This is a genomic window from Thalassococcus sp. S3, assembly GCF_004216475.1.
Lineage (GTDB): Bacteria > Pseudomonadota > Alphaproteobacteria > Rhodobacterales > Rhodobacteraceae.
The window spans coordinates 4,275,001-4,290,581 of record NZ_CP022303.1 but is presented as its reverse complement, the minus strand read 5'-3'; the positions used below and the strand labels follow the sequence as shown (position 1 = coordinate 4,290,581).

The window sequence follows — 15,581 nt, the reverse complement described above, 5'->3', positions numbered from 1 at the left end:
CATTTTCTCGCTAAACCCATATCCTGCAAGGGCAGAATGAGGCCATGTTCGACACGCCTGAGAGCCATTACGTGCCATGGGTGCGGAGTTTTCCGAAGCGGCCGCATTGAACCCAAAGATATTTCGCAACATGCGATCGGGATGGACTGACACGATCGGCAACAAACGCTTGGCCTCCGAACATGCGCACAAGGTGGAGGCTGAGCAGATCGCTCGCCTGCGCCCTGCAAGATCGGCATCGCACCACGCGCGGTTGGTCAGGTCGGATCCCTTACTTCCGGACGCGTCGTTCAGGCTTTATCGCCTGATCATTTGCCGGAAAGTGTGCGTCTTCTGAACGATAGACGATGCGTTCACCTTCGATGGGCATGGCTTTGCGGGTTTCCCATGCCTGCTTGGCCGCACTTTGGTCGAGGCCGGGATTGGCGTCGCGGAAGTCTCTGAGATATTGCAGATAATTGTTATGCGGCGCGATCTCCCGTCGAAAGGATGGATCATCCTTGCGCGCCTCCAGGTCGTGCCAAGCTGCGACGGCGTCGCCCAGGGTTTTACCTGGATTGCCGCGCACCCAGTCCATGAAATCGGAATGACAGGAAAAGCGCGCGCCGATCTGCGCCTTGAAAAACCGGCGTACATTCGGGCCGAAAGAAATGTCTTCGGAAATCCTTGTCTCTGTCGTCAAAGTGGCCTTCGACCAGTTCGTGCCCGGCTTTCGAACCGCAGGCCTGAGAACCTCGCCAGTCTTCAGCCAATGCAGGATCCGGGCACGCAACGCGTCTTTGCCCCCTGAGCGGGGCAGACCAAAGCGGACGCACAACGCTTCAAGTTCGGGTTTGGGCCAGTACCAGCGGTCAAAGGTGGCTGCATCAAGCGGGTCGTCGACAGAGGGCTTTATTTCCATGCGGGGGAGTTAGTGCGGCGCGGTTCAACTCCAACTCACATCGCCCAAAAAGATGTAGCCCGCGCCATAGATCGTTTTGATCAGGCGCGGGTTCTTTGGGTCTTCGCGAAGCTTGGTCCGCAGGCGCGATACGCGCACATCCATGGCACGGTCAAAGCTCTCTCCGGCAGCGCCCCCAAGGAGTTCCTGCATCTGGGCACGGCTGATCAGGCGCTTGGGGCTTTCGAGGAAAAGCCGCAGGACTTCGCCTTCGGCATGAGAGAACGGGGTTTCCGCGCCGGCGTCATCTTCCAGGGTGTAGCGATCGAAATGTGCTGTCCAGCCATTGAACGCCGCGCGGTCCCCGGATTTGGCCGCGACCCGGGTCCCGCGAAGACGGGCGCGGATACGCGCGACAACCTCGGCCGGGTCGAACGGCTTGGTGATGTAGTCGTCGGCGCCAAGTTCAAGGCCGGTGACACGGTCCTGCACCTGACTGCGACCCGAGATGATGATCACCGCAGCACCTTTTTCCAGCGCAAGCCGGTGGACCAGGGCAAGACCGTCGGTGTCGGGCAGGGACAGGTCGACAAGGCACACATCCGGAGTGGTTCGCTTGAGCGAGGCCTCGAAGGCCCCGGCGCGTGCGAAACTCTGAGTTCGGAAGCCTGCATCTTCCAGCGCGTCCGTCAGCATCTGCCGGATCTCGGGTTCATCGTCGAGGATAGAGATGAGGGGGGATGTCATGCGGCAGCCTCGGCGCGAAGAAGCGCAGCCAGATCGTCTGCGGTGAAGGGTTTGCGTAGCACCGGACCGTGCGCGACAGCCGCAGCGTGGAGGGGGTCGGAGGCAGGCAGCGACGTCATCAGGAGACAGGGCAGCCCGGTTGGCTTTAACCTGCGTGCCAGATCGAGACCGGTCGCCTGACCTTCCAGTCGGATGTCAGAGAGGATCACGGCAATGTCCGGCAGATCCGACGCCAACGCGACGGCTTCGTCCACCGACGTGGCCTCGATCACCGAATGTCCAAGATCGGTGAGCATCTCGCGCACATTGGCCCGAAGATCGTCGTTGTCTTCAACCAAAAGAACCAGCCCGCCCGTGGCCTGCACCGCCGGGCGATAGGGGAGCCGGATCACGACGCTGGCCCCGGTTGGCGTGTTGGACAATTGCAGGTCGCCCCCGGCGAGCTTTGTCATGTCGTAAACCATCGGCAGGCCAAGACCTGACCCTTCGCCCCCTTTCGTGGTGAAAAACGGATTGAGCGCCTGGTCCAGCGCCGCCTTAGAGAAGCCGGGCCCGGTATCGGTTACGGATATCTCGATCCAAAGGGTGGAAACAGGATGGGCTGTCACGGTGATCTGACCGGATGTGCCACAGGCATCGCGCGCGTTCAAAACAAGGTTCAAAAGCGCGTCCGACAGCATTCCGGCATCGAGAAGGAAGAGCTGATCAGGCGTATGGTCCAGCACGCTGAGCCCCAGATCCCGCGGAAGCGTCGGTGTCGCCAGCGTCTTGAGATCCTGCAGCAGCCCGTGCAGATCGGTAGGCTGTGGGCGAAGCGTGCGATTGCCCGTCATGTCACCGATACGGTTAAGCAGGCGCCCGCCGCGCCTTGCCGCCGCCTGAGTTGCCTCGATCAACTCCGCTGCCCCGTCTGGTAAGTTCATCTGGGACAACTTGCCCTGCATGCCAAGGATAATGGTCAGCAGGTTCGAGAAATCGTGGGCCAGCCCGCTTGTCATCTGGGCGGCCAGGGCGCGTCGCCGCGTCTGCTGCAAGGCGACGCGGGCCTGCGTTTCCTGCGTGATATCCATCGACAGGATATACACGCCGCCCCGACGATCAGGCGTAAACGCCACCCGGATACGCCGGGTGCTTTGGCTGTCGGTGAATTCGAAGACCGAAGGCGTGCCGCGATAGGCGTCGTTCAGGTGGGGCTCGATGCGAGAGAACGCCTGATCTCCGAGAACCTCGTTGATTGGCAGGCCGACGATGTCGCCGCCCCGTCCCGGCATGACAGCGCTCAACTGACGGTTGGAATAGCTATAGCGCCCGTCTTCATCCACATGGGCGATATGGGCCGGCATCATTTCGGTGGTCAGGCGCGCGCGCGCCTCGCTTTGGGTCAGTTGGCGCTTGGTCTCTTCAAGCGCCGTGATCGTCGCGGCAAGCTGGCGGTTGGCGGCTGACAGTTCCTCGGCATATTCAAGCAGTTGATCCGAAAGTTCGGCTGAACGTGCTCTGAGAAGGCCCTCTGACCGTTTCGCGCGCGTGATATCGGTATAAACCGTGACCCACCCTCCTTGGGGGAGGGGTGAGCCCTCCACACTGATCGTCCGGCCATTGGCGCGGGTACGCTCCATATAATGAGGCTCGAACGTGCTGGCCTGCTGGACGCGGACGGCGATGAAGTCGTCCATATCCTCGACCGGCCCGTAGTCCCCAACCTCCGCCAGATGCCGGATCGTGTCCTCGAACCGCGCGCCCGGTGTGACAAGATGTTCGGGCAAATCAAACATCTCGCGAAATGGCCGGTTGCAAACGGCAAGGCGCAGGTCGCTGTCATAGATGGACAGCGCCTGCGCGATCAGGTTCAGACCGGCGGTCGTAAAGTCCTCTTTGCCCGGAACGGTTTGGTCCATGCTCTCTCTCCCGGTGCCAAGAGCTAGCATTGCCGCGCGATCAGGAACAGGGGCCGATATGCGCCTCCGTCGCGTCCCTGAGGATCCTCGCAACCGGTGCGTTGCGTACGATATCGAAAAATGGCTGATCGGGACGGGTTTGCATTGCGACACTGACCTTTGCATCCAAAGCTGGACCGTCACCGCGTTTGCATGCCTCCAAATCCACCGCGAAGCTGCCGCTGGTCGCCTCTTCATTCTCGGCTTGCCAGGATTTGATCAGGTCTTGCTGTGCGCGAAAGCGAGCCAAATCGACCGGGTCGACGCGGTATAGCGTGCGCTCACCGACTTGCGCGGCACGCAAGACATAGGTGGCCTGGCTTTCAGCTTGGGTATCCCGGCGCATCGCCGCAAACCTGATACGTGCCGATCCCTCCACGACCTCCAGTCCGTCTGGCAAGGTAAGCGCGACCGCGAATGCACCGGGATCCGCGGTTAAGGGTGAGACATTCGCGAGCCTCGCGACCCCGGTCGGCACAACGGATGAGCAGCCGCTCAGAAAGATGTTGGCAGCCATGACCAACGGCAAAAAACGGATCATATTAGATCTCCTTTGACAAATATTTTTTATTGTTTTACATTAAAAAATATCTAAGAGAAGACCAAGAATGGAGTTTGCGATGTCTGGCTTGCCTCAACGAATTCGGCGATGGTCGCAGGTTTTCGCATATGTGACGCTTGCCGCGATGATCCTTATCGCGGGCGTGTTTCTTTTGTTCCTTTTCCGGCCTGCGCTGGCCTATGACGTTCTTGTGGACGCCGCCCCGTCGGTACAGGTCGCGGGAGAGATCGGTGTGACGACGATCTACGCCTTGCTGGCGGTTGGCGCATTGTCGGTTGCCGTGCAGCTTTTTCTTTTGTGGGGCATGTACCGACTGTTTTCTCTCTACGCCGCAGGTGAGGCGCTCACGGGAGAATGCGGAGATTGTGTCAGTCGTATCGGCGCGGCGCTACTGGCGCTCCCCGTGGCGTCGGTGATTTATGGAATGGCTTCGTCGGTGCTTCTGAGTTGGCAGAACCCGGAAGGTCAAAGAGAACTGACGATCGCGCTTAGTCTGCATAGCATCGGGTTTCTGATTGGTGGGGCGCTGCTGCTGATGGTCGGGATTACCATTCGCCAAGCCGCGCAAGTGGCCGAAGAGAACCGGGGCTTCATCTGATGGAGGTGGTTGTGCGGCTCGACGTGATGCTGGCGCTGCGCAAGATGCGGTCGCGGGAACTGGCCGAGAAGGTCGGTATCACCGAGCAGAATATCAGCCTTTTGAAGTCCGGGAAGGTGAAGGGCATCCGCTTTCAAACGCTGGCGAGGATCTGCGAAGTTTTGGAGTGTCAGCCAGGCGACCTTCTTGAGGTGCAGCCGTTGCCGGATGCTTGAGATGTGATTAAAGCGGCCAATGAATGCCAAGCAGACCAAGCTGGTGCTGCTCTGCGAGGACCTTTTGATAGTGCTTCATATTATGTCCGGCCCGATGCGCAGACCCAGCAGCTTTGCACTTATGCACCTTGCCCATGTGGTGGAACCGGCCCGGTAGTCCGCAGACGATGTCGTCGTCACGGTTGATGCACAGGCAGAGATCATCATCGACGACGGTCCCGCGATGTTTGCGCGGCCTTGGGGCGGCGAAACCGATACCGGGCACGGCATAGCTTTTCGACAGGATCTGGGTTGCCGCTGCTCCCAACGAGTGACCGATGATGAAGATCGGGCGCGTGCCGCCTTCGTCTATCCAGTCAAAGATCGCTTTTGCATGGCGAAGGAAGCCCTGATGCCAAAGCGTGCCGCTATGGCCCTTCTCCGTTGTGCCATCGTCAATTCGAAATTGTCTTCCGCCGATATTTAAAACCCTTAGGTTGAACTTCAGATAGTCCATGACCGAGTTCGATCCGGGGATCAGAAGAACGCCGTTCTTGAGCAGATAGGCCTGAACGTCATCCTTATCCAAGCTGCGGGCGATATGAGGCGCGACGCTTGGATGACGGTTGGCTGAGTAGGAAGCGCGTGCCAACTGGGCGGCTGCGGCAAGAGGGTATCTGTGGAGGGCCATCAAAGGGATCTTTCAAATTCACCCCAAGATAATCCACGTCGGGGCAGCCTGAAAAGTCAGGATTTCCGGACATATGAGCCCGGCGTCGGGGAAACTATCGTCGTTGTCGGAAAGGCCCCCCGCTGATCAGGCGGGGGGAGGTAACGAACCACAGGAAGAAAAGGTCCGTCGGGGAGTGTCTGTCAGTAAGTATACTCTCTGATTTGACCATCTTCACAAAGTCTGGAATTCCTGACCTGCGAAAACAACTCTGACGTGTGCTTTTGCGGGCACAGCGGCGGATTTTAGCTTGCTTCCGCAAGCTCCCGCTGGATTGCCAGGGCGACTTGGCGCGGCTCGTCTGCCTGCCAGACGGGCCTGCCGACCACGATGTGATCGGCGCCATCGACAATGGCCTGACCAGGCGTCGCAACGCGCTTTTGATCACCCATCGCCGCACCGGCCGGGCGCACGCCCGGGGTCACAATCAGCCGGTCGGCGGCCTCCGGCATGGCGCGCACGGACGCCGCTTCGCGCGGGGAGGTAATGACACCATCGGCGCCCGCAGCAAAGGCTCGGCCTGCCCGTTGCACGACCAGATCCGCCACGTCGCCTGCCTGCATAAGGCCATCATCCAGATCGCTGCGGTCGAGCGAAGTCAGGATGGTCACGGCGAGGATCTTCATATCGCTCCCCGCGGCGCCTTCCTTGGCGGCGCGCACCACGTGGGGATCCCCATGTACGGTGAGAAAGTCGAGCTCGAACTGCGCGAGACCGCGCACCGCCGCTTCGACCGTGGCGCTGATGTCGAAGAGCTTCATGTCAAGAAAGATACGTTTCCCGTGATCCTGTTTCAGCTCGTTGGCAAGGGCCAGACCGCCGCCCGTCAACATTCCGAGGCCAATTTTATAGAAATGCACGGAATCCCCCAGCTGGCCGGCAAGTTCCAGACCTGCCAATGCGTTAGAGACATCCAAGGCGACAATCAGGCGATCTTCGACAGGGGATTTCACGGTGTTTCCTTGTCTTGCAGCGTCATTCTGGGAGTACCGGCTGCGCGGCGAGATCGCAAGTAGGGGAACTTTTTCCCAGCGCGTTGGGTTTCGTCGGTATTCAGCGATATGGAGACCACCGATGAAGCGCAATACAACGGACATGGAGGCCCGGATATTGGGCCTGGCCAGCGTTGCGGGTTTTCTTGGCTTGGTTGCCTATTTCGTCGCCTAGAACCCGCGGCGAACGCGGATTGGAGCGGTGCCTGACCACCGCTCAACAAACTTGGCAAACGGATATGTCTGCTAGGCGCTTTGCAGCTGAAGGGGCAGTGCGTCCGGCTTGAATCGGATCGAACCGATGCAAGTCCTATGTTCGGGCATGCGCGAAACTTGGCGCATCGCATCGGCAATGAGGGCGGCATCCCGCGCACTGGGGGCTGCGCATTCCGGAAGGGTCACCGAACAATGCAGGGTCACGATCTGATGGCCAGCCTCAACCGAGACCATCGCGACATGTTGCTGAGCAATGGATTCGAAGGCCGGTTCCAGGATTTCGATACGATCTACAAGCACTTGACGAGGATCCCCCATTGTATCTGAAAGGTTAAATTCTTGCCTTAACGAACAGTTTACCCCGATCGAGATTAACTAATCTCAGGGTTGAATCGGATCGGCCTTGAACCGCCGATTGGGACTGCCCACATATTGATCAAGGCCCATTTCAACGGCGTGCTGCAGGTGCGGGCGCCATCAAAGGGGCGCTTGGAGAAGGAGAGAACGATGGACTTGAACAAGTTCACCGAGCGGTCGCGCGGCTTTGTGCAAGCGGCGCAAACGATCGCTCTGAGGGAGGGTCACCAGAGGCTCGCCCCCGAACACATTCTGAAAGCGTTGATGGATGACGATCAGGGGCTTGCGGCCAACCTGATCATGCGCGCGGGCGGTCAGCCGACACGTGTGAAAGAAGCTGTGGAGTTGGCGATCTCGAAGATCCCGCAGGTGAGCGGCGGAGATGCGCAGGTCTATCTTGACGGCACAACGGCGAAAGTGCTCGCCGAGGCTGAGCAGATCGCGACCAAGGCGGGCGATAGTTTCGTCCCGGTGGAGCGGGTTCTGATGGCCCTCTGCATGGTCAAGTCGCAGGCCAAGGAAGCTCTGGATGCCGCAGGCGTCACAGCGCAGAAGCTGAACGAGGCGATCAACGATATTCGCAAGGGGCGCACGGCGGACACGGCCTCGGCCGAGGAAGGGTATGATGCGCTCAAGAAATATGCCCGTGATCTGACGGAGGCGGCCCGCGAGGGGAAGATCGACCCGATCATCGGACGGGACGAAGAGATTCGGCGCGCGATGCAGGTGCTGTCACGTCGGACCAAGAACAACCCGGTGCTGATCGGCGAGCCGGGCGTGGGCAAGACGGCGATTGCCGAAGGTCTCGCGCTCAGGATCGTGAACGGCGACGTGCCGGAAAGCCTGCGCGACAAAAGCCTGATGGCGCTCGACATGGGGGCGTTGATCGCGGGCGCCAAGTATCGCGGCGAGTTCGAGGAGCGGCTGAAAGCCGTTCTGACTGAGGTGACCGAAGCCGCGGGTGAGATCATCCTTTTCATCGATGAGATGCATACGCTCGTGGGCGCGGGAAAGACCGATGGCGCCATGGATGCGGCGAACCTGATCAAGCCGGCTTTGGCGCGGGGTGAGTTGCACTGCGTGGGGGCGACCACGCTCGATGAGTATCGCAAGTACGTGGAAAAGGATGCAGCCCTTGCCCGGCGCTTCCAACCGGTGATGGTGCTGGAGCCCACGGTGGAGGACACCGTGTCGATCCTGCGCGGGCTGAAAGAGAAGTACGAGTTGCACCACGGTGTGCGCATCTCCGACAGCGCTTTAGTGTCCGCCGCGACGCTGTCGAACCGCTATATCACCGACCGGTTCCTTCCGGATAAGGCCATCGACCTTGTGGACGAAGCGGCATCGCGTCTGCGGATGGAGGTGGACTCGAAACCCGAAGAGCTGGACGCGCTGGACCGTCAGATTCTGCAAATGCAGATCGAGGAAGAGGCGTTGAAGCTGGAGGATGACCAGGCCTCCAAGGACCGGCTTGAGACGCTCCAGAAGGATCTGGCCGAGTTGCAGGAACGCTCCGCCGAGATGACAGCGCAATGGCAGGCCGAGCGGGACAAGCTGGCCGGTGCGCGCGACATCAAGGAACAGTTGGACCGCGCGCGGGCCGAGCTGGATATCGCCAAGCGCGAAGGCAACCTCGCCAAGGCGGGGGAGCTGTCCTACGGTGTCATTCCCGGGCTCGAAAAGCAGCTTGAGGAGGCCGAGAGCCGCGAAGAGAGCGGCATGATGGTCGAAGAGGCCGTGCGCCCGGAACAGATCGCGGCGGTGGTCGAACGCTGGACCGGCATCCCGACGTCGAAAATGCTGGAAGGCGAGCGGGAGAAGCTTTTGCGTATGGAAGACCAGTTGCACGCCCGTGTGATCGGTCAGAATGCTGCCGTGACCGCTGTGTCGAACGCGGTGCGCCGAGCGCGTGCGGGGTTGAATGACGAGAACCGCCCGCTGGGTTCGTTCCTGTTTCTCGGGCCGACCGGGGTCGGCAAGACCGAGTTGACCAAGGCGGTGGCCGAATTCCTCTTTGACGACGACAACGCGATGGTGCGCATCGACATGTCGGAATTCATGGAGAAACACGCGGTCGCGCGTCTGATCGGCGCCCCTCCGGGCTATGTCGGTTATGATGAAGGCGGCGTGCTGACCGAGGCGGTGCGGCGCCGGCCCTACCAGGTGGTGCTGTTCGACGAGGTCGAAAAAGCGCACCCGGACGTCTTCAACGTGCTGCTGCAGGTGTTGGATGACGGCATGCTGACCGATGGTCAGGGCCGCACGGTGGACTTTAAACAGACGCTGATCATTCTCACTTCGAACCTTGGCGCACAGGCGCTGAGCCAACTGCCGGAGGGGGCGGATGCCTCGGACGCCAAACGAGACGTGATGGATGCGGTGCGGGCTCATTTCCGGCCGGAATTCCTCAACCGTCTGGATGAAACGATCATCTTTGACCGCCTGGCGCGGGATGACATGGACGGTATCGTGGATATCCAGATGGCACGTCTGCTCAAACGGCTGGCCACGCGTAAGATCTCCCTCGATCTGGACGATGCGGCGCGGACCTGGCTTGCCGATGAAGGCTATGATCCGGTCTTTGGCGCCCGACCGCTAAAGCGGGTGATCCAGCGTGCGCTGCAGAACCCGCTGGCCGAGATGTTGCTGGCCGGTGACATCAGGGATGGCGAGGCTGTGCGGGTCAGCGCCGGGGCGGACGGTCTGATGATCGGAGACCGCGTGTCGGCCTCCAACCGTCAGCCACCGCAAGATGCCGTGGTTCACTGAACGACGGAGCCCGCCCAATTTGCGGCGGGCTCTCTTTTTCTGACTGCTCGCCAGCTAAGGTCCTCGTGAGAACACGTCACGCCTAGTCCGGCCTCGGGCCGCCCTCAAAGGGGGCAAACCGCGTTGTCTTGTTAAAAAATATAGGCAATGCGACGCCGATGGCTCCGCGTCATCATCGTGCGGAGCGCCCGACCGCGATATGACCCATCAAAATGCAACGCGTCATGATCATAGGGCAGCCGGGTTCGGGCAAAAGCACATTGGCACGTGCTTTGGGTGAGATCACAGGGCTGCCGGTTTTTCATATGGACCGCATTCATTGGATGGCTGGCTGGGCCGAACGCCCCAAGGCGGACAAAATCCCGATGGCGCATGCCATCGAAAAGCAGGAAAGCTGGATTTTTGAAGGGGGTCTTTCCGCCACCTACGCGAGCCGGCTTGCGCGGGCGGATACGCTTATTTGGCTTGACGTTGCCTGGCAGCTTAGGATGCTGCGTGTGATCCAACGGTCTTGGCGGTATCGAGGTCAGTCACGCCCGGATCTCCCGACGGGCTGTCCGGAACGCTTTGACGCGGGGCTTGTCGAATTTCTCAGCTTTATCTGGTACACGCGGCATACCTCCCGCGCGAGGTTGGCAGCGCTGTTCGACAGCGCGGATGCAAGTGTCGATGCATACAAGCTGACCAATGTGCGCGAAACCCGGAGTTTTTTGGAAGGTGTGGCTGAAGGAAGCCGCCCTGTTATCGGGGACTTGGGATAAGGAGATGTCCCCGGCAGATTGTGCCGCCGGGGACTGTTTCAGATCAGAACAAGAAGTCGTCTGCTTCCAGCTGGTTGGCATTGACGTTCAGCAACGTGATCGTGGTCCCGGAGAGTTCGATGATCGCGTCATCACCATCTTTCTTGATGGCGTCCTTGATGTCCGCGAAGCCATCAAATCCAAAGGAGGTCAGGTCGATCAGGTCATCGCCCAGATCGAAATCGAGGACACGTTCCGCGCCCCAGTTTTCAGCGAAGACAAAAGTGTCGTCTCCGGACCCACCATAGAGAACGTCCTCTCCCCGGCCGCCCGACACGGTGTCATCACCCGATCCGCCATAGACTGTGTCGTTGCCCGATCCTCCAAAGGCTTCGTCGTCTCCCCGGTTGGAATAGATGACGTCATCGCCATTTCCGCCGTTAAGCGTGTCATCGCCAAAACCGCCCCAAAGCGTATCCTGGGATGCGCCGCCGTCGAGCAGGTCATCGCCAAAGCCGCCGAGAAGCAGGTCGGCGCCATGGCCGCCAAAGGCTTCATCGTCGCCGGAATTGGAGAAGATGCGATCATTGCCTTCCCCGCCAATGATCGTGTCGTCACCGAAGCCGCCAAAGACAAGGTCATTTCCGGCCCCTGCAAAGATTTCGTCATCGCCCTGATTTCCAAACAGGGCGTCGGCCCCCTGACGTCCAAGCAGAACATCCTCGCCGGATCCGCCAAGGATGGTGTCTTTGCCGCCACCACCGCTGAGTTTGTCATCACCCGAACCGCCGACAATGAAGTCGCGGCCATGGCTGCCTTCGACGGTATCGTCGCCGTTGCCGGCGAAAATGCGGTCATTGTTTTCGCCACCGTCAATGTGGTCATTGCCGGATCTGCCGAAGATCAGGTCGTTGCCCGCGCCGCCCAGAACGATGTCGTCACCAGAGCCTGCGACGACCCGGTCGTTTCCGCCCTTCGCGTCGATCAGGTCAGCGTCGGCGCCGGTGCTGATGGTATTGGCGTCATCGTCGCCAATCACAAAGTCGACGTCATTGGAACCATCGCTTTGCAGCAGATCAACCGGGATCAGCACACCGTCGATCACATGCAGCACGCCGTTCGCGGCCTGGATATCCGTGGCGATCAGGTTGGGATCCTGTAGATCCGGGTCTCCGTCCACCAGGCTTGTCCCATCGGCCTGAATGGTTAGGCCTTCGCCGGCCAGCGTTCCGATAGGCTTACCTTCAAGAACCTGGCTGGCCTGCAGGCTTTCACCCGACACGTGATAGAGCAAGATTGTGGTGAGCAATTGCGACGGGTCCGCGCCCTTCGACAGAAGCGTTAGCGCATCGAGAAGGTAGGTCAGTGCCGCCTCTTCGCCGCTACCATCAAAGCCCAGCGTGTTCGCAAGGCTGACAAACGCCGCATCCGTTGGGGCGAAGACCGTCCAATCCACGTCGGGATCATTCAGCGCATCCGCAAGGTTGGTCGCAACGACCGCTTCGCGCAGAATGTCGAAGTCCTGGGCGTTCGCGTCAAAGCCCGTTCCGCTTTCCAGAACGATTTCTGTGAAGGTGGACGCATCATTGTCCGGCAGATCGGTCGGCAACAACACCCTGTCGATCACATGGACAACGCCATTGGACGCCTCGATATCGGTGTCGATCAAGGACGGGTCAATGAGGTCGGGTTCATTGTCCACAAGGGTCGGAAGATCCGGTGTGATCGTGCCGCCCTGAAGTGTTTCAAGCGTCTCGGCGCCCGCGATGTCCTCAGCACGCTGCGCGCCGGGAAGGACGTGGTATTGTACGATCGCCTGCTGGGTGGTTGCAGGAACGTTTGCCACGAAGAAGTCAGTCACGGCCTGCGGGTCGCCCGCGTCGCCCTCAAATCCGAGATCGGTTGCCAGTTGCCCGAAGGCGGCATTGTTCGGCGCGAACACCGTAAGAGAGCCCGGATTGGAGAGGGCGCCAACGAGGTCGGAGCCTTCCACCTGATCGTCGATGAAGATCACGGTTTGCAACAGGATGGAGAAGTCCTCACCTGATGCGATCTCTGCAATGGTTTTCATATCGGTTACTCTTTTCCGAAGTGAATTGGTCTCGGACCGCGCCCCCATCGGCGCGATCTGAATGTTCGGAGAGCGACCCCGTCAGGGGCCGCGGGTTTATTCCGCGCCCATCCCCCGTTCGGGAGATTTGAAATGTATCGGTTCCATCCAATTATCCCGGCGTCCCACCCGGGATTACCGTTAAAAAGGGCCGAGCCTGATGCGGCTCGGCCCGTTTGTTCAGCCCTTACGACGTCGGCAGGATTACCTTGTCGATGACATGGATCACGCCGTTCGACGTGTCGATGTCAGCGCTTACGACATTGGCGTCGTTGACCATGACGCCATCGTCGAGGTCGATCGTGATCTCACCGCCTTGAACGGTTGCGGCCGTCATGTCGTCCTGCAGGTCGGTCGACATTACCTTGCCGGGCACCACGTGATAGGTCAGCACCGCGATCAGCTGATCCTTGTTCTCTGGCTGCAGCAGCGCTTCAACTGTGCCTTCCGGCAGAGCGGCAAAAGCTTCGTCGGTTGGTGCAAAGACAGTGAACGGGCCTTCGCTTTTCAGCGTATCGACCAGATCTGCAGCTTCGACCGCTGCGACCAGCGTATTGAAGGTGCCGGCCTCGACCGCAGTGTCGACAATGTCCTTGGAGCTTCCGGCAAAGGCCGGCAGGGACAGGGCGGCGGCTGCGGTCAGTGCAAGTGCAGTCGTACGAAACATATCGGAAATCCTCCGTTTAAGTTTTCCAATGCCTGTGTGGCATCGGGCTAACTACGCGGATATGGGGAAGTCGGATCCGTGGGGCTTTCCGCCGATGCCGCTTGACTGAGCAGAGATGATGCCTAAGCAGGCACTTTTTGATGTTTCCACTGAAATCTTTGTTATTCGGCGTTAGGTCCCGTTATCAATCCAGGCCCACCGCCGAGCGAGCAATCCGATCCAGAAGCACCTCGACTTCTTTCATGGGACCCTCTGGAAAGCTGCGGTAACCGATGATGGTTTCTTCGCTGTTCGGCAAAACGGCGACAAAAATGTCATACGGGCAGAAGCGGATGTTCATCGGATCGGCCTCCATCACCTTGCGCGATAGGGTGGCGGAGCAGAAGCTGTAGACATCGGCCTGGGCGAACACGGTGACATCGGATCCGACATCCTGGCGTGTTCGTTCCAGCATCTCGCCGACATGGCTGATGTCATCGACGCGCAGACCTTCGTCCAGAATGGCATTCTCAAGTCCGAAGATCACGTCGTCAAAGCTGTCGTCTGTCTTGTAGTGTATCAGACCGTCCGCCGCTGCCGGACCTGACCATATCAAGAGGCCGGCCAAGATAAGGTGTTTCATCGCGATCCTCCCAAAGTGATGGGGGATGTCTTGCATGCGATCCCCATCCCGCGCACCGTGACAGCGCGCGTTCTCTATTAACATATCAACATATCGGAGAGTTTGCATGGGTTTTGCGATGAACGTTTTGGAGGCGCTGGCCTACGCCTTTGTCGCCGTCATCGGACTTGTCGCGCTGATCGGTGTGGTTTTGTTCGCGATTGACCGAACACAGAAGAGTGACGCGATCCGGCGCAACTATCCGGTCATCGGGCGGTTCCGGCACTTGTTCTCTGAATTGGGCGAGTTCTTCCGTCAGTACTTCTTTGCCATGGACCGGGAGGAATTGCCGTTCAATCGTGCGCAAAGAGACTGGGTCAGCCGCGCCGCAGGAGGGCAGAGCAACACGGTCGCTTTCGGTTCGACTCGGAACCTCAGCGTGGTTGGTACGCCGATTTTCGTGAATGCGCCTTTTCCCCCGCTTGATAATCAGCACGCCAGCACCGAACCGATGGTGATCGGGGAGGGGGCCAGGCTGCCCTACACGGCCACATCTTTCTTCAATATCTCCGGCATGAGCTATGGCGCGATATCCAAGCCCGCCGTGCAGGCGCTTAGCCACGGCGCGAAAGAGGCGGGCATCTGGTTGAATACCGGCGAAGGTGGGGTCAGTCCGTTTCATCTGGAAGGGGGTTGCGATCTGGTCTTTCAGATCGGCACGGCCAAATTCGGAGTGCGCGATGAAGACGGCAACCTGAGCGAGGAGAAGCTGAGAAAGGTTGCGACGCATGAAAGCGTGCGGATGTTCGAGATCAAGCTGTCGCAAGGCGCCAAACCGGGAAAGGGCGGGATCCTGCCCGGAGAGAAGGTGACCGAGGAGATTGCCGAGATCCGGGGCCTTCGCGTTGGGCAAGACGGCATCTCGCCTAACCGGCACCGGGAGGTGGACAGTTTCGAGGATCTGCTCGACCTGATCCATCACGTGCGGGAGGTGACCGGCAAGCCGGTCGGGATCAAGACGGCGGTCGGGTCCGAGGACGCGCTGAGACCGCTTTTTGAGGCCATCGTGGCCCGCGGCGCGGAAAGCGCACCGGATTTCATAACGCTTGATGGAGGAGAAGGCGGCACCGGCGCGGCGCCGATGCCGCTGATTGATCTCGTGGGTCTGTCGATCCGAGAGGCACTGCCGGTGGTAACGAACCTGCGCGACGCACACGGGCTGAAGTCACGCATACGTCTGGTCGCGAGCGGCAAGCTGGTCAATCCCGGCGATGTGGCCTGGGCCCTGGCGGCGGGGGCGGATTTCGTGACCTCGGCGCGGGGCTTCATGTTCTCGCTGGGCTGCATTCAGGCGCTGAAATGCAACAAGAACACCTGCCCCACGGGCATCACCACCCATGACCCGCGATTTCAGCATGGTCTGGTGGTCGAGGACAAATTCAAGCGCGTGGCCCACTATGCCAAGGGGATCATCAAGGAGG

At 59.9% G+C, this 15,581-nt stretch carries 15 protein-coding genes (1 of these 15 running past the window's edge); 6 read left to right on the top strand and 9 right to left on the bottom strand.

Annotated elements, in window-relative coordinates:
* Positions 1-271: 271 nt before the first annotated feature.
* From CFI11_RS21090 to CFI11_RS21075, 4 genes are read right to left on the bottom strand one after another with little or no spacing between them, the layout of a single operon-like run.
* Positions 272-901: a DUF6434 domain-containing protein gene (locus tag CFI11_RS21090; protein WP_130409461.1), complete on the bottom strand. Its 630-nt coding sequence runs from the start codon at positions 899-901 to the stop codon at positions 272-274.
* A 24-nt stretch (positions 902-925) separates the two neighbouring features.
* Positions 926-1,627 carry a response regulator transcription factor gene (locus tag CFI11_RS21085; protein ID WP_130409460.1) on the bottom strand — a complete coding sequence of 234 codons (702 nt, stop codon included), beginning with the start codon at positions 1,625-1,627 and terminating at the stop codon, positions 926-928.
* Positions 1,624-3,525, bottom strand: coding sequence for a PAS-domain containing protein (locus tag CFI11_RS21080; protein ID WP_130409459.1), 1,902 nt, complete (start codon positions 3,523-3,525; stop codon positions 1,624-1,626). The genes CFI11_RS21085 and CFI11_RS21080 overlap by 4 nt, the downstream gene beginning before the upstream one ends.
* Before the next feature lie 40 nt (positions 3,526-3,565).
* Positions 3,566-4,105 carry a hypothetical protein gene (locus CFI11_RS21075; RefSeq protein ID WP_130409458.1) on the bottom strand — a complete coding sequence of 180 codons (540 nt, stop codon included), beginning with the start codon at positions 4,103-4,105 and terminating at the stop codon, positions 3,566-3,568.
* Positions 4,106-4,184: 79 nt separating this feature from the next.
* Here CFI11_RS21075 and CFI11_RS21070 point away from each other — a divergent pair, with 79 nt between their 5' ends.
* Positions 4,185-4,724 (top strand): hypothetical protein, encoded by a 540-nt coding sequence (locus CFI11_RS21070; RefSeq protein WP_130409457.1) that lies wholly within the window; start codon positions 4,185-4,187, stop codon positions 4,722-4,724.
* Entirely contained in the window at positions 4,724-4,939 is a 216-nt protein-coding gene (locus CFI11_RS21065; RefSeq protein WP_130409456.1) for a helix-turn-helix transcriptional regulator, read from the top strand. Before CFI11_RS21070 ends, CFI11_RS21065 begins: the two co-directional genes overlap by 1 nt.
* A gap of 7 nt (positions 4,940-4,946) precedes the next feature.
* Here CFI11_RS21065 and CFI11_RS21060 read toward each other — a convergent pair whose 3' ends face one another.
* The gene (locus tag CFI11_RS21060) at positions 4,947-5,609 is read right to left on the bottom strand and encodes a hypothetical protein (protein WP_130409455.1); all 663 of its coding nucleotides are present in this window, start codon (positions 5,607-5,609) and stop codon (positions 4,947-4,949) included.
* Between the two features lie 284 nt (positions 5,610-5,893).
* The gene (gene pyrF, locus CFI11_RS21055; protein ID WP_254448986.1) at positions 5,894-6,601 is read right to left on the bottom strand and encodes an orotidine-5'-phosphate decarboxylase; all 708 of its coding nucleotides are present in this window, start codon (positions 6,599-6,601) and stop codon (positions 5,894-5,896) included.
* A 447-nt stretch (positions 6,602-7,048) separates the two neighbouring features.
* Here pyrF and CFI11_RS24835 point away from each other — a divergent pair, with 447 nt between their 5' ends.
* From CFI11_RS24835 to CFI11_RS21040, 3 genes are all read left to right on the top strand, one after another.
* The gene (locus CFI11_RS24835; RefSeq protein ID WP_256370564.1) at positions 7,049-7,183 is read left to right on the top strand and encodes a hypothetical protein; all 135 of its coding nucleotides are present in this window, start codon (positions 7,049-7,051) and stop codon (positions 7,181-7,183) included.
* A 180-nt stretch (positions 7,184-7,363) separates the two neighbouring features.
* Positions 7,364-9,982 carry an ATP-dependent chaperone ClpB gene (clpB, locus tag CFI11_RS21045; RefSeq protein WP_130409452.1) on the top strand — a complete coding sequence of 873 codons (2,619 nt, stop codon included), beginning with the start codon at positions 7,364-7,366 and terminating at the stop codon, positions 9,980-9,982.
* A 212-nt stretch (positions 9,983-10,194) separates the two neighbouring features.
* Positions 10,195-10,743 carry a DNA topology modulation protein FlaR gene (locus tag CFI11_RS21040; protein WP_130409451.1) on the top strand — a complete coding sequence of 183 codons (549 nt, stop codon included), beginning with the start codon at positions 10,195-10,197 and terminating at the stop codon, positions 10,741-10,743.
* 43 nt (positions 10,744-10,786) lie between these two features.
* Here the strand turns inward: CFI11_RS21040 and CFI11_RS21035 are convergent, their stop codons facing one another.
* The 3 genes from CFI11_RS21035 to CFI11_RS21025 all read right to left on the bottom strand — a co-directional run bounded on the left by CFI11_RS21035 (position 10,787) and on the right by CFI11_RS21025 (position 14,121).
* Positions 10,787-12,793 carry a fasciclin domain-containing protein gene (locus CFI11_RS21035; RefSeq protein WP_165390349.1) on the bottom strand — a complete coding sequence of 669 codons (2,007 nt, stop codon included), beginning with the start codon at positions 12,791-12,793 and terminating at the stop codon, positions 10,787-10,789.
* Positions 12,794-13,019: 226 nt separating this feature from the next.
* A complete protein-coding gene (locus tag CFI11_RS21030; RefSeq protein WP_130409449.1) occupies positions 13,020-13,499 on the bottom strand; it encodes a fasciclin domain-containing protein in 480 nt (159 codons plus the stop codon).
* A 184-nt stretch (positions 13,500-13,683) separates the two neighbouring features.
* Positions 13,684-14,121, bottom strand: a complete 438-nt coding sequence (locus CFI11_RS21025) for a DUF302 domain-containing protein (protein ID WP_130409448.1) — start codon at positions 14,119-14,121, stop codon at positions 13,684-13,686.
* Positions 14,122-14,227: 106 nt separating this feature from the next.
* Between CFI11_RS21025 and CFI11_RS21020 the strand changes: the two genes are divergently transcribed.
* Positions 14,228-15,581, top strand: partial view of an FMN-binding glutamate synthase family protein gene (locus CFI11_RS21020; RefSeq protein WP_130409447.1) — the 5' portion only. Its footprint extends 137 nt past the window's final position; only the first 1,354 of its 1,491 coding nucleotides appear in the window; its start codon is at positions 14,228-14,230; the stop codon falls past the right edge of the window.